Origin of the sequence: Bacillus sp. NPDC094106 (assembly GCF_044764345.1) — a bacterium.
Lineage (GTDB): Bacteria > Bacillota > Bacilli > Bacillales > Bacillaceae_G > Bacillus_A.
Map to the genome: position 1 here is coordinate 43,824 of NZ_JBIWHY010000024.1, position 14,158 is coordinate 57,981.

General features: G+C 31.0%; 16 protein-coding genes. 11 read left to right on the plus strand and 5 right to left on the minus strand.

Annotated features, from left to right (window positions below; all coding sequences use genetic code 11):
- Positions 1-64 precede the first annotated feature (64 nt).
- Both ACIQ7L_RS25055 and ACIQ7L_RS25060 read left to right on the plus strand, forming a co-directional pair.
- A complete protein-coding gene (locus ACIQ7L_RS25055; protein WP_400572525.1) occupies positions 65-535 on the plus strand; it encodes a Panacea domain-containing protein in 471 nt (156 codons plus the stop codon).
- Positions 536-592: 57 nt separating this feature from the next.
- Positions 593-823: a hypothetical protein gene (locus ACIQ7L_RS25060; RefSeq protein WP_400572526.1), complete on the plus strand. Its 231-nt coding sequence runs from the start codon at positions 593-595 to the stop codon at positions 821-823.
- A gap of 105 nt (positions 824-928) precedes the next feature.
- On the opposite strand, the gene ACIQ7L_RS25065 is transcribed toward ACIQ7L_RS25060, so the two are convergent.
- The 3 genes from ACIQ7L_RS25065 to ACIQ7L_RS25075 all read right to left on the minus strand — a co-directional run bounded on the left by ACIQ7L_RS25065 (position 929) and on the right by ACIQ7L_RS25075 (position 6,878).
- Positions 929-1,735 carry an AIM24 family protein gene (locus ACIQ7L_RS25065; RefSeq protein WP_400572527.1) on the minus strand — a complete coding sequence of 269 codons (807 nt, stop codon included), beginning with the start codon at positions 1,733-1,735 and terminating at the stop codon, positions 929-931.
- A gap of 94 nt (positions 1,736-1,829) precedes the next feature.
- Positions 1,830-3,410: an RNA-binding protein gene (locus ACIQ7L_RS25070; protein WP_400572529.1), complete on the minus strand. Its 1,581-nt coding sequence runs from the start codon at positions 3,408-3,410 to the stop codon at positions 1,830-1,832.
- A 1,485-nt stretch (positions 3,411-4,895) separates the two neighbouring features.
- Positions 4,896-6,878: an ATP-dependent DNA helicase RecG gene (locus ACIQ7L_RS25075; RefSeq protein ID WP_400572554.1), complete on the minus strand. Its 1,983-nt coding sequence runs from the start codon at positions 6,876-6,878 to the stop codon at positions 4,896-4,898.
- Positions 6,879-7,034: 156 nt separating this feature from the next.
- Here ACIQ7L_RS25075 and ACIQ7L_RS25080 point away from each other — a divergent pair, with 156 nt between their 5' ends.
- The 8 genes from ACIQ7L_RS25080 to ACIQ7L_RS25115 all read left to right on the plus strand — a co-directional run bounded on the left by ACIQ7L_RS25080 (position 7,035) and on the right by ACIQ7L_RS25115 (position 12,504).
- Entirely contained in the window at positions 7,035-8,006 is a 972-nt protein-coding gene (locus tag ACIQ7L_RS25080) for a hypothetical protein (protein ID WP_400572531.1), read from the plus strand.
- Positions 8,007-8,243: 237 nt separating this feature from the next.
- Complete coding sequence (locus ACIQ7L_RS25085; RefSeq protein WP_400572533.1) at positions 8,244-9,368, plus strand: ParM/StbA family protein; 1,125 nt, start codon at positions 8,244-8,246, stop codon at positions 9,366-9,368.
- A gap of 44 nt (positions 9,369-9,412) precedes the next feature.
- On the plus strand, positions 9,413-10,150 hold the full coding sequence (locus ACIQ7L_RS25090) for a hypothetical protein (protein ID WP_400572535.1): 738 nt from the start codon (positions 9,413-9,415) through the stop codon (positions 10,148-10,150).
- Positions 10,151-10,301: 151 nt separating this feature from the next.
- On the plus strand, positions 10,302-10,850 hold the full coding sequence (locus ACIQ7L_RS25095) for a type II toxin-antitoxin system PemK/MazF family toxin (protein WP_400572537.1): 549 nt from the start codon (positions 10,302-10,304) through the stop codon (positions 10,848-10,850).
- A 49-nt stretch (positions 10,851-10,899) separates the two neighbouring features.
- Positions 10,900-11,256, plus strand: a complete 357-nt coding sequence (locus ACIQ7L_RS25100; RefSeq protein WP_400572539.1) for a hypothetical protein — start codon at positions 10,900-10,902, stop codon at positions 11,254-11,256.
- Positions 11,257-11,327: 71 nt separating this feature from the next.
- On the plus strand, positions 11,328-11,612 hold the full coding sequence (locus tag ACIQ7L_RS25105) for a hypothetical protein (RefSeq protein ID WP_400572540.1): 285 nt from the start codon (positions 11,328-11,330) through the stop codon (positions 11,610-11,612).
- 38 nt (positions 11,613-11,650) lie between these two features.
- On the plus strand, positions 11,651-12,205 hold the full coding sequence (locus tag ACIQ7L_RS25110) for a hypothetical protein (protein WP_400572542.1): 555 nt from the start codon (positions 11,651-11,653) through the stop codon (positions 12,203-12,205).
- A 125-nt stretch (positions 12,206-12,330) separates the two neighbouring features.
- Positions 12,331-12,504 carry a hypothetical protein gene (locus tag ACIQ7L_RS25115; RefSeq protein ID WP_400572544.1) on the plus strand — a complete coding sequence of 58 codons (174 nt, stop codon included), beginning with the start codon at positions 12,331-12,333 and terminating at the stop codon, positions 12,502-12,504.
- Between the two features lie 79 nt (positions 12,505-12,583).
- Here ACIQ7L_RS25115 and ACIQ7L_RS25120 read toward each other — a convergent pair whose 3' ends face one another.
- Both ACIQ7L_RS25120 and ACIQ7L_RS25125 read right to left on the minus strand, forming a co-directional pair.
- Positions 12,584-13,129, minus strand: coding sequence for a guanylate kinase (locus tag ACIQ7L_RS25120; RefSeq protein ID WP_400572545.1), 546 nt, complete (start codon positions 13,127-13,129; stop codon positions 12,584-12,586).
- Between the two features lie 22 nt (positions 13,130-13,151).
- Positions 13,152-13,370 (minus strand): hypothetical protein, encoded by a 219-nt coding sequence (locus ACIQ7L_RS25125; RefSeq protein WP_400572547.1) that lies wholly within the window; start codon positions 13,368-13,370, stop codon positions 13,152-13,154.
- 289 nt (positions 13,371-13,659) lie between these two features.
- Between ACIQ7L_RS25125 and ACIQ7L_RS25130 the strand changes: the two genes are divergently transcribed.
- Positions 13,660-14,043 carry a hypothetical protein gene (locus tag ACIQ7L_RS25130; RefSeq protein WP_400572549.1) on the plus strand — a complete coding sequence of 128 codons (384 nt, stop codon included), beginning with the start codon at positions 13,660-13,662 and terminating at the stop codon, positions 14,041-14,043.
- The last annotated feature ends 115 nt before the right edge of the window (positions 14,044-14,158 follow it).

The following is a 14,158-nucleotide window of genomic DNA, read 5'->3' on the forward strand; positions in this document are numbered from 1 at the left end:
GCTAAAAGCTCACTCAATTTACATGTAGTTTCTAAATAAATATTAGATTGGAGGTGCTTTTTACATGGAAGGTTTCCGTACAGATATTTTAGAAATTGCTAAATACTTTATTTTCAAAGGAGGAAATAGCGAAAAATACGGGGTTACAAACATGAAATTACATAAATTACTCTATTTTGCTCAAGGATTTCATTTGGCCATTTTTAATAAACCTCCTTTTTTGGAAGGCATATATATGTATGAATATGGTCCACATATTGAATCCGTTGATAATAAATATCAAAAATACACTTACAATACAATTCCTGAAGAATACAATAATGACTTTTCGTTTAGTCAAGAGACACGATTATTTCTTGATTATATATGGAATATATTCAAGTTCTATACACCTAAGGTATTAGAAGAAATTATAACTAACGATGAACCTTGGAAACGTGCAAGAAAAGATTTATTTCTTTTTGAGAGGCCTACAGAACCCCTTGATTTAAAATTCACAAAGGATTATTTCAAAAAAGAATACATCGTTTCATGAAAATGTTATATGAAAAATATAAGATTGATGTAAAACACTATATGAGGAGTAAAAAACGTGATAAAACGATTTTTCAAGGATATGCCTAAGGAATTAAACACGACAGCTAAATGGAGAATAGAGATATTGGCAATTTTCCCTATGAAAGAGAACGTTGTTTATAGCAATACTTATCAAGGACGGTTATGGGTTGCTTATATGAAAGTGAGGATTAAAGCATTATTAAAAGATTGGGCAACAAGAGAAGATTATTACGGGGTTGGATGGCGTATTAGAAAAGAAAGTTAATACATAAACTTGTTTTAAAATTCACCAAGAATTATTTCAAACAAGAATATATAGTTGTACTAAAAAGACGCAAAGAGTATCATCTCATGCGTCCTTTTAGTGTATTTATTGTTTGTTGTTCCTATTCCTATCATTCCTTGTTGTTAACAATTCTCCTGGACTTAAAGAGTCATAGAATGGGGCAGTTGGAGCAACCCATAACACGCCTGAACCTGTAAATGTTTGTAATAACCCTTCACCACTTAACATAGTCCCTGTTAAGCTCTTAGCTGATTTTTCTACACTAAATCGAATATCCCCAGAACGTAAAACTGCAAAATTTCCATCTATTTGTGCTTTTTCATTATCCAAATGATATTCAATGATTTCATCCCGTGGTACAGGTAATTCTAAAACAACCAATCCTGTTCCCTTTAGAGAAACTTGAAAAAATCCTTCTCCTCCAAAAACAGCAGAACTAATATTTTTTTGAGAAACAGGACCCACTTCAATATCTGCGGTACTGCAACAAAACATCCCTTTATCTACAATGATTTCTTGATTATTGAGCTCCATAATTGCGTAATGTTTCAATGTAGGCTCTAAATAAATCTCCCCTACTCCACTATACACAGGTTTAATAGCTGATTCATTTGTTAAAGAACCCTTAACTATGTTTTTAAATAAACCTGTTACTCCACCATTATTTACTTCGCAATCAATATGCCCCTTCAACATATATAAAGCTCCTGCTTCTGTTTTCACTGAACCATTTCTCAATGTGATTCTGACTTGCTTAAAAGTAACATGAGCCTCTTTAGCGAAATATAGTTTCATTGCATTATCGACATCCCTTGCACCCTTTAATTGAGGAACCTCTAATATTTCGATTTTCATTTGGTCATTTTCTTCTACTTCTAATATTTTATACATCTAATCATCTCCTTTTTATATGATTGTTGTATTGTAGAAAAAGGAGAGATGAACTATTCGACAACAAAAAAAGATGAGGGTTTTACCCCTCACCTTACACTTCAATACTTTCAATTTCTTTCATTTGGTCACCATCAGACTCAATAATCGTTCTTACTAAGTCTAACAATCTATCAGAATAACCTCTCACATAGATGACTGAGCTATCCTTAGACACTTTATGACCTGATTCGGACAGTTGCCAAATGATTAACTTCGCTCCAGTCTCCTGGCTAATTTCTAACCATGCATTCTCAATGCTATCAGCAGGTTCATTATCCGTAAAAAGAATAACATAATCCTCATTTTTATAAGACTGAAGTAACTTGTTGAACTGTGTTCCATATCCAACAAATGTATCCTCTATATCATTTGCCATTTTAAAAACATCATCCTGAGAACGAACATCTACTTTTATTGCCGTTGAAGCTACTGCAACTACATTTGTATTACTATGAGATTTCTTTACCATAGCCCCAAATAAAGTAGCGATATCCATCGGTGTTAATCCACCAAGTGAATAAGCATTCATAGAACTTGAAGTATCCACACCAACTAATAGTGATTTGTTTTTATTAATAGAAAATGCCTCTTGTGCTACATCTCGAAGCAACTTTCCTAAAGCTTGTTTAAATTCAGGAGTTACCACCTTTTTATTAGCCTGAATCAGAGCAAATGGTAACATATTGGAACGTTTATAGTCCTCTTTATTTGCAATTTTTGCAGAAACCATGTCAATAATTCTTGAAGGAATCGCAGTTTCCATTACAACGTCTTGCCAGAAATATTGTCCGATACTCGGGTTATATACATGCTCGTTTCTAACCTCTGTTGCAAATACACGTTCTAAAGCAACTAAATTTAAAATAAGTGCATTATAATTCAATCGCTCATATACAGTTGCGTACAAGCGTTGTTTATCTTCAGGAGACAAATTAGATACAGAGTGTTTCACTTCTTCTAACTGAATAGAGTGTTTGCGAACTAAATCATCCATATCAGTTGAATAAACACCTTCTTCTAACCCGCTAATCACAAATTTTAACGCTTGAGCTCTTGAGAATGTTAATTCTCCTTTAGAGATATATTTCATGAGATTTTGGTAATCCTTGTCTTCCGAGAAAGGTCTTGTGACTTTAGCAATATCACTAATTTTGTTTTTATAGCGAGTCGCCTGATACTCATTAATGAGTTGGATAAAACGAGTATTCACTTCTCTTTTTGCAGAGCGTCCTAAACCTTTTCGAATACCGCCTTTTCGTGAAATTTCAACAAAGTTATAGAGCATGTTAAAATTACGAATTACTTGTGGAAATGCTTTTTTAAATAAAGATTTATCTTCCAATGCAGAAACATACACCATCCAAATTGTTGGAACCAATTTTAGCTTTCCTTGAACAGCTCCATAAACCGCACATTTCGTTGCAAACTCAGGTTCTTCTTTTAAAGCACGTTGGAACACCTCCCCTGCATTTTTCAATACATCTTCTTGCTTTGTATAAAAAGTCCCGTTTAACAGTCCTAAAGTAAACAATTCTACCAGTTGCTCTTTAAAGCTATTCTTGTATGCTAAAGCACCCTCTTTTGTTAACACCTTATCAGAATTCATGAATTTCACTTTATTGATTGTATTCATAACTTAACACTCTCCTTTTGAATATATGGATTTTTTAATTTAATACTAAAAGAATGAGCCACAAGAAGATATATCATCCTCTCATGGCTCATTCTTCTAAAACATGTAACATGTTTATATAAAATATAACGAAGAAGAAGGTGCAAGACATTGTAGGATGTAATGTATCTAATCATTTTACAAGATTAGATACCTGCACGTTACTTTATTCACATGCAAAATACCAAAATTTCTTTTTGGACTTCAAACCTTAAATATCTTTTGTCAAATTTAATGTAGTCTTGCGAGCACCTCGTTATACTTTTTCTACGGATTGTAGAAAATATAAGAAATGAGCTTTGAGGAAGAAGTAATAAGACAGTTATGAGTGTTTCGTATAAACAACCCAAGTTTATTTTTTAAAATTTGTCGTATTTGAATGTAGTCTTATCAGCACCTCAAAAATATAAGCAGGAAAAGAGTAGTTTTCACAGTTCTTCTCCTGGTTCCAAGGAAAGAAGAGTTTTCACAGTTACTTCCTTGATTAAAAGTAAGTTATAACTTAGGTAACCTCCAACCGATCAATTACCTATATCAGCTCATTAAATGCTCACTTGGCATAAAACTCAACTAACAGGAACCATCCACAATCATTTATGTTCCAACCGTATTTTCGATATAACCCTACTTATCATGAATAAGCAGAATTATTTAGTTATAACCTTGACGACCTCCGACCCAATCATCAACATCAACCCAAAAGTAACAAGAACATTGTCTTTTACAATAAGTTGATGGGAATCTATCCCACAGCTTTTAGTTCCAACCACAGCTTTAATATATCTTTAAAAGTTCCACCTCGGAGTACAACTTTTATCTTGATGAAGAAGAAGGTGTAAGACACGTTCATTTACCAATCTGCATGTTTTATGTAGTCTTACAAGCACCTCATCAACTATATTTAAATTATAAAACAATTATATACTATAGTCAATGAAAATATTATATATTTTTCTTTATAAAACCATTTTTACGTCTTATAAAAGCATTTTTCGATTTAGAATTAATATAATAAGTAATGATTCACGTTGAACAAGCAACGAAATAACTCGACAAGGGAGAATAAATACCTCATCCCGTCTGTCTGGACTATGGGTGCCAGATTGTTGACAGACAACATAAAAATCTGTGATTTACCTCTTGAGGTTAGAGGGTTGGCGAGCAACATTAAAACTTGTTTTATGTTTCAGCCGTAAATAAAAAAAGTTAATAACATAACTTAACAAAAAAACAGACCTTACTTTTAATAAAATATTTTAGGGTCTGTTTTTTCTTTATGCTTCTTCTATAATGTCACCATCAGCTAAAACTTAGTCTCCTATCATACAAGAAGCTTCATCAAATACTAAGAAAAATTGTATGATATAAGTTTCATCTCTTTTTATAAGTTACCGAAAAAACGGCAACTTTATATAAAAATAATCTTTATTATAATTGTTTCTTCTCTCATTTATTCAATAAATGTTTGTAAAAAGCAGAGCGTATTGGATTGTTTAAAATCTCTTTTATTTCACTTCGAATAGTCTCATTTAATTCCGCATTCCCTAACATGAGCATAACGTATTTATTTTGACCACTTTGACTGGTTCCAATAAAATCTCCTGTACCTCTAAGTTCTAAATCTTTTTCCGCAATTACAAATCCATCTGTAGTCTGGCACATTGTTTCTAATTTAGCTCTCCCTATTTCAGTAGATTTTTCTGAGAGTAACAAACAGTAAGATTGATAACTTCCTCGTCCAACTCTCCCTCTTAATTGATGAAGTTGAGCAAGACCAAAACGTTCTGCATTTTTAATGAGAATGACAGTAGCATTCGGAACATTCACTCCAACTTCAATAATTGTGGTAGAGATGAAGACGTCATATTCTTTATTCGCAAACTTTTCTAATTCTGCATCTATCTCTTGTTGTTTCATTTTTCCCGTAGCCATCCCTACTTTCATTCCTTTTGGCTCAAAATACTGTATAGCTTTTGCAAATGCTTCCTCTACACTCTCAACATCTTTCAAGACATCACTACTACTTTCTTCTACTAAAGGACAAACAATATATGCTTGTCTTCCTTTCTGTACCTCATTATAAATTTTATGATAAGAATTATCTTCTGCTGTAATTAAGATTGTTTCGACAGGTTTCCTCCCTTTTGGCAAGGATTTTATATTCATCACATCTATGGAATCACCATGTATTGTCATCGCTAAACTACGAGGAATTGGTGTAGCAGACATAGATATCGTATGCACTCCCTTACTGGCCTTTAATTGCAGTAATTCTCTTTGTTTCACTCCAAACCGATGTTCTTCATCTACAATTGTAAGTGCTAACGATTGAAACTCTACATCTTTCCCTAAAACTGCGTGAGTCCCTACAACAATATCAATTTCACCATCCTTTATCCCTTTCACAATCTTCTTCCGTTCTCTAACCTTCAAGTCTCCTGAAAGGTAAGCCACATTCACTCCAAACAGAGCAAAACGTTCTACTAATTCTTCATAATGTTGTCTTGCTAATACACTTGTAGGACACATTAACGCTCCCTGATAACCGTTTTCTACAGCAATCAATAAGGAGAAGATAGCAACCATTGTTTTTCCACAACCAACATCACCTTGGATTAGAGCGTTAACCCTTTCTTTCTTTTTCATTTTAAGCGAAATCATTCGCAATGCATTTCTTTGACCCTCTGTTAAATCAAACGGTAAAGAATCCATTAGTCGTTTCGATAATTCAAATTTCTCTATTTGAAAAGGCGACTGTTTCATCTGGCTCTTTTCATTTGCTAATAAATTCAAATTAAAAAAGAATAAATCGTCAAACAAAAATCTTTTTTGCCCCATCTGCACCTCTTCCATCGTTTTGGGAAAATGAATATATTGTAATGCTTTATGAAATGAAGCAACATCAAACTTCTTGATTATACTGTTTTCAAGATATTCATCCGAATGAACAATAGAGTAAGCACTATTCATACAACGTGTTAAATACTCATCACTCATTCCCTTGATTTTTGAATACACAGGTAAAATGCCAGGCTTTGTTTCTGAAGAAAGCCCATATAACACAGGATTTGCGATTGAAACAAACTTCCTATAGCTATAATTTATCGTTACCTTCCCACAAAAGATGTATGACTCACCTTCAATAAATTTCTGAGCAATATATGGCTGATGAAAAAAGCTAATATAAATAATAGAAGCTCTTTTATCTTCAACTTTCAAAGTAACAGCATGAGGCTTGATTTTAATTTCTTTCACCACACCTTCCACAGATTGGTATTCATCTGCTACTACATCTTTCACAAAATGTATCTGTCTAAAATCAAAATACTTCCGAGGAAAAAAACGAATCAAATCCTCTATTGATTCCATTCCCTTTTTAATGAATTGATTTTGCTTTGCTTTTGGTATATTTAATCGTTCTAATTCGATAGTAACCCCCTCCTTTTATTTGACTCTAATCTATGTTATGAATCCAGATAGCCAATTAAAAGCATTTATGTGCATAGTTGGTTCTACCATTTCGATTTATACTTCCGATACTTTTTACGTAATATATTCTATAGAAATTGAAGGTGGTGATAAAAAATGAAGGAATGGTTCTACCAACTCTTTAATCGAGGTAAAAAAAATTCTTCTACCTATCTAAAGTATGAAGATGGAGAAATAATCTCTTTAAAAACATCAGATAAAAATAAATTAAAAGATGATTTAATCAAAGAGAAAGAAAGAGACAAAACGACTTTTCAAGAAGAAACCTCTTCTCAAAAAAAGGATTTTCAAACACAAAATTCGAATATCGATACCCCTAATATAGGAAAACGATTTTCTAAAGTACTCATACTCTTATTTCTTATTATTTTATTCGCTTCATTTTGTCAGTTTTTTTATTATTTCATCTCAAAAAACACTACCATTATTAATGGTGATAAAAATGTAGATAACGTTACAAAGAAAGTAGAAGGAACTAAAGAAAATGTTGCTAAAAAAGAAAAGGAGAAGGATTTGGAGGCAAAATCAGTTTCTAAAATAACCCCTTCATCAGAAGAAGCAGAATCAAAAGAAAAAGAATTGAAACCTATTTTTTCTTTCGGGCAAAAATCTTTAAAAGTAGAAAAAATGACAGATAAAAAGAAAGAACTTTTGTCACTTTCTTCTGAGACTCATAATTTTTTATTAGATTCATTACTTAATTTAAAATCAGAAGTTATTTTCTACGAAAAAGGAAAATCCAATCAATATATCTTTACTAACGAAACAGATTCATTAGCACAACATATTAGTAACGCTAAAAAGTCTCTTCTTTCAAAAGAAAAAGAGATGAAAGACGAAAATATGTCTGCTATTTTCACTAATCTTCATGATAGATTAGTAGCTTTAGATGGATTAGTTCAAACTCTTAGAACAATTGGTAGGGAACAAATTATAGATACTACAAATGAATATATTGGAAAAGAAAACAATGCTTCTGATTCTTATCAAGCTGAGTTTAAAAAAGTATTGGATTCTTATGGAATTAACTACAAAACAATTGAAGGAAAAATCACATATGAACTATAAGTAAAGAGAAGACGAACCTTCTCTTTTATTTTTTTGTGTATATAGGTTTATGTTTCGGAGGGGTTTTGTATTTTGGTTATAATATAAAATATTGTGAACATAACAAAATATGTAATAAAATATTAATTTCTTTTAATACATCAAATATAAAAAATTATAGTGCCTTTTGTTGACGTTCTTTGATTTTTCATAGTAAAATCAATTAAGACGTTAGAAACATTAAGGAGGATTCCTTTCATGACTAAAAACTGCGATAGAATGATTATTGTAGACCCAGGTAAAAATGCAGTAAAAGTATTTTCTTTAAAAGAAGATGGTACTTTAGATAAAGTATTCAGCTTCCCTTCAAAAACAGAAACAAAACGAAACTTCCGTGGAATTGATGGTTCAAGTGCTCTTCAATTTAAAGTCGAGATTAACGGACAGAAATACATCGTTGGTGAAGGTGTAAAGCGTACATACAACTTTGAAATCACAAAAAATAATGACCATCATAAATTATGTGTTCTTACTGCAATTGCTAATATTGTAGAAAAAGATAATGAAAAGATTGATTTAGTAGTTGGCTACCCTTCAAGTGATTTTGAAAATGAAAAACAACGTAAAGAATTTGAAGAATTACTTTTAGGTGATAAAAAAGGTGAAATTTCTCTTCACTTAAATGATGAGAAGAAAACATTCACAATTAGCTCAATAACTGTAAAACCAGAAGGAATGGCTTTATTCCCTCGTATGCAATCAAAAGAACAAAAAAACTTCCATATTATTGACATTGGTGGACAAAACGTAAACTACAGAGAATACGATGCAAAAGGTAATACCGTTAACTCTTGTAGTTTAGATAAAGCAGGTATTAACCATTTAGAGCAATACATTAAGACTGAATTACGCAAGGTTGTACCAGCAGATGAAATCAATGTATCTGAACTTGATGTTTTACAATCTATTTCAGATGGTAGAATCGTAGAAGTTAATAATATTGATGGATATAAAGATAGTGCCGAATTCATCGAAGATGTAGTATGTACATTTATTGAAATTCGTATTATTGATGAGTTGTCTGGTCGTGGTATCAGCATTGAACAAAAAGGACACTACATTATCTTCTCAGGTGGGGGTTCATTACGCTTAGAAAACTATTTAAAATCTCTATTACCACACAACACTTCCAATATGGACTTTTCTAAAACAGCAAAATGGGATAATTGCATCAGTTATGCAATGAGACACATCCCTGAAGTGCAAAAAGATAAGAAAAAGTTAGTTGCTATGTTTGCTAAAATCGTTTCTCAAGTAAAAGAAAAAGATTTTGAAAAAAGTCGAAATCCTTTCCTTAAAGAGGATGATAAAGTAGCACTTTAAGAAGCAGGATATAATCCTGTTTCTTTCCATAAAGGAGAATGCATATGGATAAGAGTAAATATAAGAAACATATAAATGTCTCCCTTCAAAATAAAAAGTATTATGATTCAATTAACCCTGTATTATTAAGATGGGCCGCTAATAATGAAAATATGTCAGAAAAGGTTAGTGAATCTATCCTAATGGCAGTTCGATTAGAATCTTCAATAGGGATAAATAAGTTGATGAACACGTTTGAAATGATTGAAAAAACGCTTCAAATTTATTTCCCTGAAAAAAATACTACTTATAACGAAGCGGTAGAAAAAGCATTTGAAAAAATCGTTAATGTAAATGGAGCTATGTTATCTGATTTTATAACAAATCCTGTTCAATTTTCAGAAGTGCAATTACAATCTTCTCAAAAACAAAAACAAGAACCAACAGATTCTTTTACAACTGATTCTATAACAGAACATAAACCTGTTGAAAAACCAGAAGTAATAGAGGAATCTAAAGTTGAAATAGAACAGGAATTTAAAAAATCGGAAAAAGAAGAAACTGTTATTGATAGAAGCGAAACACCTCAAACAGTAGACGAAACGCCAAAAGAAGTAACAACGGGAGATGTTCCAGAAGAGAAATTAGAAAATGATACCGAAGCTTCTACTTCTAAAGAGTCTAAGGAAGACGAGAAATTAGAACAGAAAAAACTTCCTGAAGAGTCTGAAGATGATAATAAAAAAGAAGAAAACGAAGTAGAAATAACAGACGATGATGTAAGTCTATTATTCGGTAAGTAAATGTAATTGAATAAACTGATTTTTAGAAGCTACTTATTTATGTAGCTTCTTTTTTATTTATCTCATTATAATTCTTTCATTTTTGAATAAAATAAGTAGATTATATAAAAAACAGGTAATTTTACAATTTTATTTTTAAGGAGAGAATATGATGAATCAAACAATGTTAGAAGCTACTCAACAGGTCGAGGAAAATACACAAAAAACAAATCAGGTTTACAGTACAGTTTACTACAAAGGGGAAGATGTAGAAAACGCCCTACTACATGCAAACGAAACTGATTATCAAATTTTTGCAGGATTAAAAGAATTTACCCCCAAAGGTATGGTGTATACGGTAAAAGAACGCTTTACACAAAAAAAGCCAAAGCACGGAGAGATTTGGACTGTCGATTTAGGTGTGAATGTTGGGTCTGAAATGAATAAAATCAGACCATGTGTTATTGTTTCACCCGATAGTTATAATGAATCTCAAAAATTAGTAGTAGTTGTGCCAATCACTCATGCTGATAAAAGTTTAGATTGTCACATGAAAATAAACTCGGAGTTACTTACAGATAGAGATTGTTCTATTAATGGGATTATAAAAGCAGAACAAATTCGAACTGTTTCTCACGGACGTTTACATAAGCACAAAGGAACTTTGTTAGAAAAAGGATTAAACGAATTAAAGCTTAAAATGAGAAATTTTTATTGCTAATCAATTCATTCGTATAAAATGATTCTTCTATTAAGTGGAGGTAACGGAAATGAACAATAAAAAGTTAATGAAAAAAATAATTGATTTAGATACTCAATTTTTAGTAACAAGAGAACAAAGTCGAAGAGTAATGGTACAAATTGAAATAATTAGGAAGGCGTTTGGTGTAAAAAATAATGAAACCAACGAGCCTGTTAAGGATTATGAGAGAGAACTTGTCTTATCTGATAATGATATTAGAAAAGAATTTAATAAATACATATCATTTTGGGATTGGGCTAAAGAAAAAAACGACACGGACAAGGCAAAGGAATTTGAAAATCAAATTTACTATTTTATTGAAGGTGTAAGATTTTTTAATGATAATTTAGCAGATGAATTTCAGAAATCTATAACTGGTCAATAAAAAGATTATCTTCTAAAAAGGATGTTTTGTTAATAAAAACATCCCTCTTTTATTAAATGGAGGGTTTTAAAGTGGATTTTAAAGACATTCTAAATCACGTACAAGAAAATGAAAGTGATTTAACGGTTGTCAATATTGGAAAGAATTACTTTACTATAGAGAACAAAGAAGGTTATCAAGTGTATTTGCAAGTTGCAACGCTTGGATTTGGTTATAGTCTTTCATCTAAAGTTAAACATAATAAAATGTATTGGGAATATATCCTACTGGAAAACAGCGTAACTATATCTGAATTTACAGAAGCGATTTATAAGACTTTAGAACATAGTAAGGAAAGAACGTTAAAAGCGGAATGATAGAAAAAAGTGCATGTTATTAAATGGAGGGTTTTAAAATGAAGTCAGTTATTGAAAATGGTAAAAAGTATTTCGTTGCATTAAATTATAAAGGTGAGTCTCCAATTTATAATGAAAATAAAGTGAAAATAAATCATGAAATAAGTACAGACTTGTATTACAGAATACTATTAAAAGCTAAAGAAAATTCCGAGGAGAAAATAGAAACGTTAACATATGAAATTAGTAGTGTTAATGTATATAAAAAAGGAGATTTAAAAGGTTATGTGGATGGTTTCATCACTTTTAAATATGAAAATAATGAGAGCACACATGAATTTCTATATAGATTTGATGATATCGAAAACGGAAAAAACTTTACATTAGTTTCTATTGATTATGGTTATACAGTTCCTGGAATAGACAGAATATCCGAGAAAATAGAAAATGATTTAAAAGGAATCGTATTAACAGAACAATTAAAAACTACATACCCATTACATTTAATTGAAACTGTTAGACAAAGTTTAGGATTACATAAAGATGATACATCAATGGACAATACCATTTTAGAGATGGATAAGTCTGAAGTGTTTGCATGTGTTGTTCAATAGAATGGTTTATTAGGTGGATATGATGTAACCATTAAGAATTGGATAAAAGATATCTATGGATTTGATTTGGATGAAGTTGCTAATATGATAAAAAATAACTAACTTTAATTAACGGGGGTTATAACATGGAAATTAAAGTGAAATTTATAGGCGCAGATTCTTGGGGAAGAAAATTATATCAAAACATAAAAAACAAAAATGTTTATGCAGTTGTAGATAATTGGTATTATACAACAAGCAAAGATGGTGAACCTGATTGCCCTTTAAGGAAAGATATTTGCATTGTTATAGTTGAATAATGAATCTATTTTTAAAGAGAGGTATAGAGACCTCTCTTTTTTATTTTGATTAACTAATAGATAAAAAAGTAGCTATTAATTAGCTATCCTCTTTAAATACAATTCTATTTAATTCTTGTACAGATTTATCAAAATGATTATTTACGATTACATAATCTGCATGTGAATAATTCTTTCCTTCTTTATTTCTAATACAATACATGATTCTATCTTTTATCTTGTTAAAAGAATCCCCTCTTTTAAACATTCTCCACCCCATACGTATCAATGAAAGAGATATAAATATAATCGTTACCATGTCACCATATGCCTTTTTAATCTGCATAGCCCCATTAACATCTGTAACAACATAGATTTTATCATGTGTTCTTAATTTGCTATCTATCTCTTCCCTACTGACACAATACGAATTCCCTGCGTATACAACACTCTCTATTTTATCAAGAATATCAAACGTTTTATTTGAAACAAAATAATAGTCTCTTCCATCTACTTCCCCTGCCCTCGGTTTTCTTGTAGTATGAGAGATTACTTCAGGAATTCCCATTCTTTCTTCTAATGTTTTCCCTAATGTTGTTTTTCCACTTCCTGATGGTCCCAATAAGATAAAAATTTTCTTATTCATGAAATCATTCCTTTATTGAAACTTATTTTCCTTTTGGATTCCACGGTGTTAGTGTATTCAATGATACTTCTATTCTTTCTTCACTAACCTTTCCAGTTTTACGACTTGTGATACCAATGATTACTTCTGCTATTGACTTTGCTTTATTCACTGAATCAATACGTCCATTTACAAAAGAGTCTTTGATATATTCACATTCAACCAAATCCCCTACTTTAAACTCATAATGACTTTCACTCATTTTTCATTCCTCCATAAACATTAATATTTATATAAAATTATATATTCTATATTTACTATAGTCAATAAAAACAAATGGTTTACATATCTTCATTTTGAATATACCTCATATTTTTTATGTCTCTATCAAATTGCTTTCCTGCTTTATTTTACATAAATTCAAACGCATTTTCTTTTTTAGAGATTCTTTATATTAAATACAGTTAATAGATATTTTATACTTACTTTATTGACTATAGTTTATAAAATATGTTAATTTTATAAAAGGAATACATTTAGGGGGAGTTTATATGGAGAAAATTCAATCGCATCCTGTTAAAGATATTTATCGTATTGTAGATGGATTATTAGTTGAGATTCATAAATATGAACGAATTGGTGATGTATGGATTCGAGAAAACAAATCAACTAAAGGTGTTCAAGGTTGCAGAGGATTACGTGTATTAAAGGAAGATTATACGGATAGTTATTATAAAACTACCATCCCAAAAGGAACCTTTATTCTCAACACTATGCCCATTCGAGTTCTAACTGATTCTAATTTATTTAAAGCTGAAATTAAAACAAATGGTAGTGGGCTATATGGAAGTATTCCAGAAGTAGAGAAAACATTACATACGATTCAACAGATTTTAACAGATTTCCGAAAGAATTCTCCCTCTTCGAGCATGTGAAGGGCGTAGCCCAATGGTAAGGGGGGGATGAATTTCGGTTGTGCGATGCACAACATCCTTTTCATTAACATTTTTGGGTAAATAATTTTTTACATAAAAAGGTTATTTTGTGTTA

Bases quoted from the DNA above. Each gene is read 5' to 3' on its own strand.
- ACIQ7L_RS25055 (WP_400572525.1), top strand. From the start codon at position 65: ATGGAAGGTTTCCGTACAGATATTTTAGAAATTGCTAAATACTTTATT.
- ACIQ7L_RS25065 (WP_400572527.1), bottom strand. From the start codon at position 1,735: ATGTATAAAATATTAGAAGTAGAAGAAAATGACCAAATGAAAATCGAA.
- ACIQ7L_RS25070 (WP_400572529.1), bottom strand. From the start codon at position 3,410: ATGAATACAATCAATAAAGTGAAATTCATGAATTCTGATAAGGTGTTA.
- ACIQ7L_RS25080 (WP_400572531.1), top strand. From the start codon at position 7,035: ATGAAGGAATGGTTCTACCAACTCTTTAATCGAGGTAAAAAAAATTCT.
- ACIQ7L_RS25085 (WP_400572533.1), top strand. From the start codon at position 8,244: ATGACTAAAAACTGCGATAGAATGATTATTGTAGACCCAGGTAAAAAT.
- ACIQ7L_RS25090 (WP_400572535.1), top strand. From the start codon at position 9,413: ATGGATAAGAGTAAATATAAGAAACATATAAATGTCTCCCTTCAAAAT.
- ACIQ7L_RS25095 (WP_400572537.1), top strand. From the start codon at position 10,302: ATGAATCAAACAATGTTAGAAGCTACTCAACAGGTCGAGGAAAATACA.
- ACIQ7L_RS25100 (WP_400572539.1), top strand. From the start codon at position 10,900: ATGAACAATAAAAAGTTAATGAAAAAAATAATTGATTTAGATACTCAA.
- ACIQ7L_RS25110 (WP_400572542.1), top strand. From the start codon at position 11,651: ATGAAGTCAGTTATTGAAAATGGTAAAAAGTATTTCGTTGCATTAAAT.
- ACIQ7L_RS25115 (WP_400572544.1), top strand. From the start codon at position 12,331: ATGGAAATTAAAGTGAAATTTATAGGCGCAGATTCTTGGGGAAGAAAA.
- ACIQ7L_RS25120 (WP_400572545.1), bottom strand. From the start codon at position 13,129: ATGAATAAGAAAATTTTTATCTTATTGGGACCATCAGGAAGTGGAAAA.
- ACIQ7L_RS25125 (WP_400572547.1), bottom strand. From the start codon at position 13,370: ATGAGTGAAAGTCATTATGAGTTTAAAGTAGGGGATTTGGTTGAATGT.
- ACIQ7L_RS25130 (WP_400572549.1), top strand. From the start codon at position 13,660: ATGGAGAAAATTCAATCGCATCCTGTTAAAGATATTTATCGTATTGTA.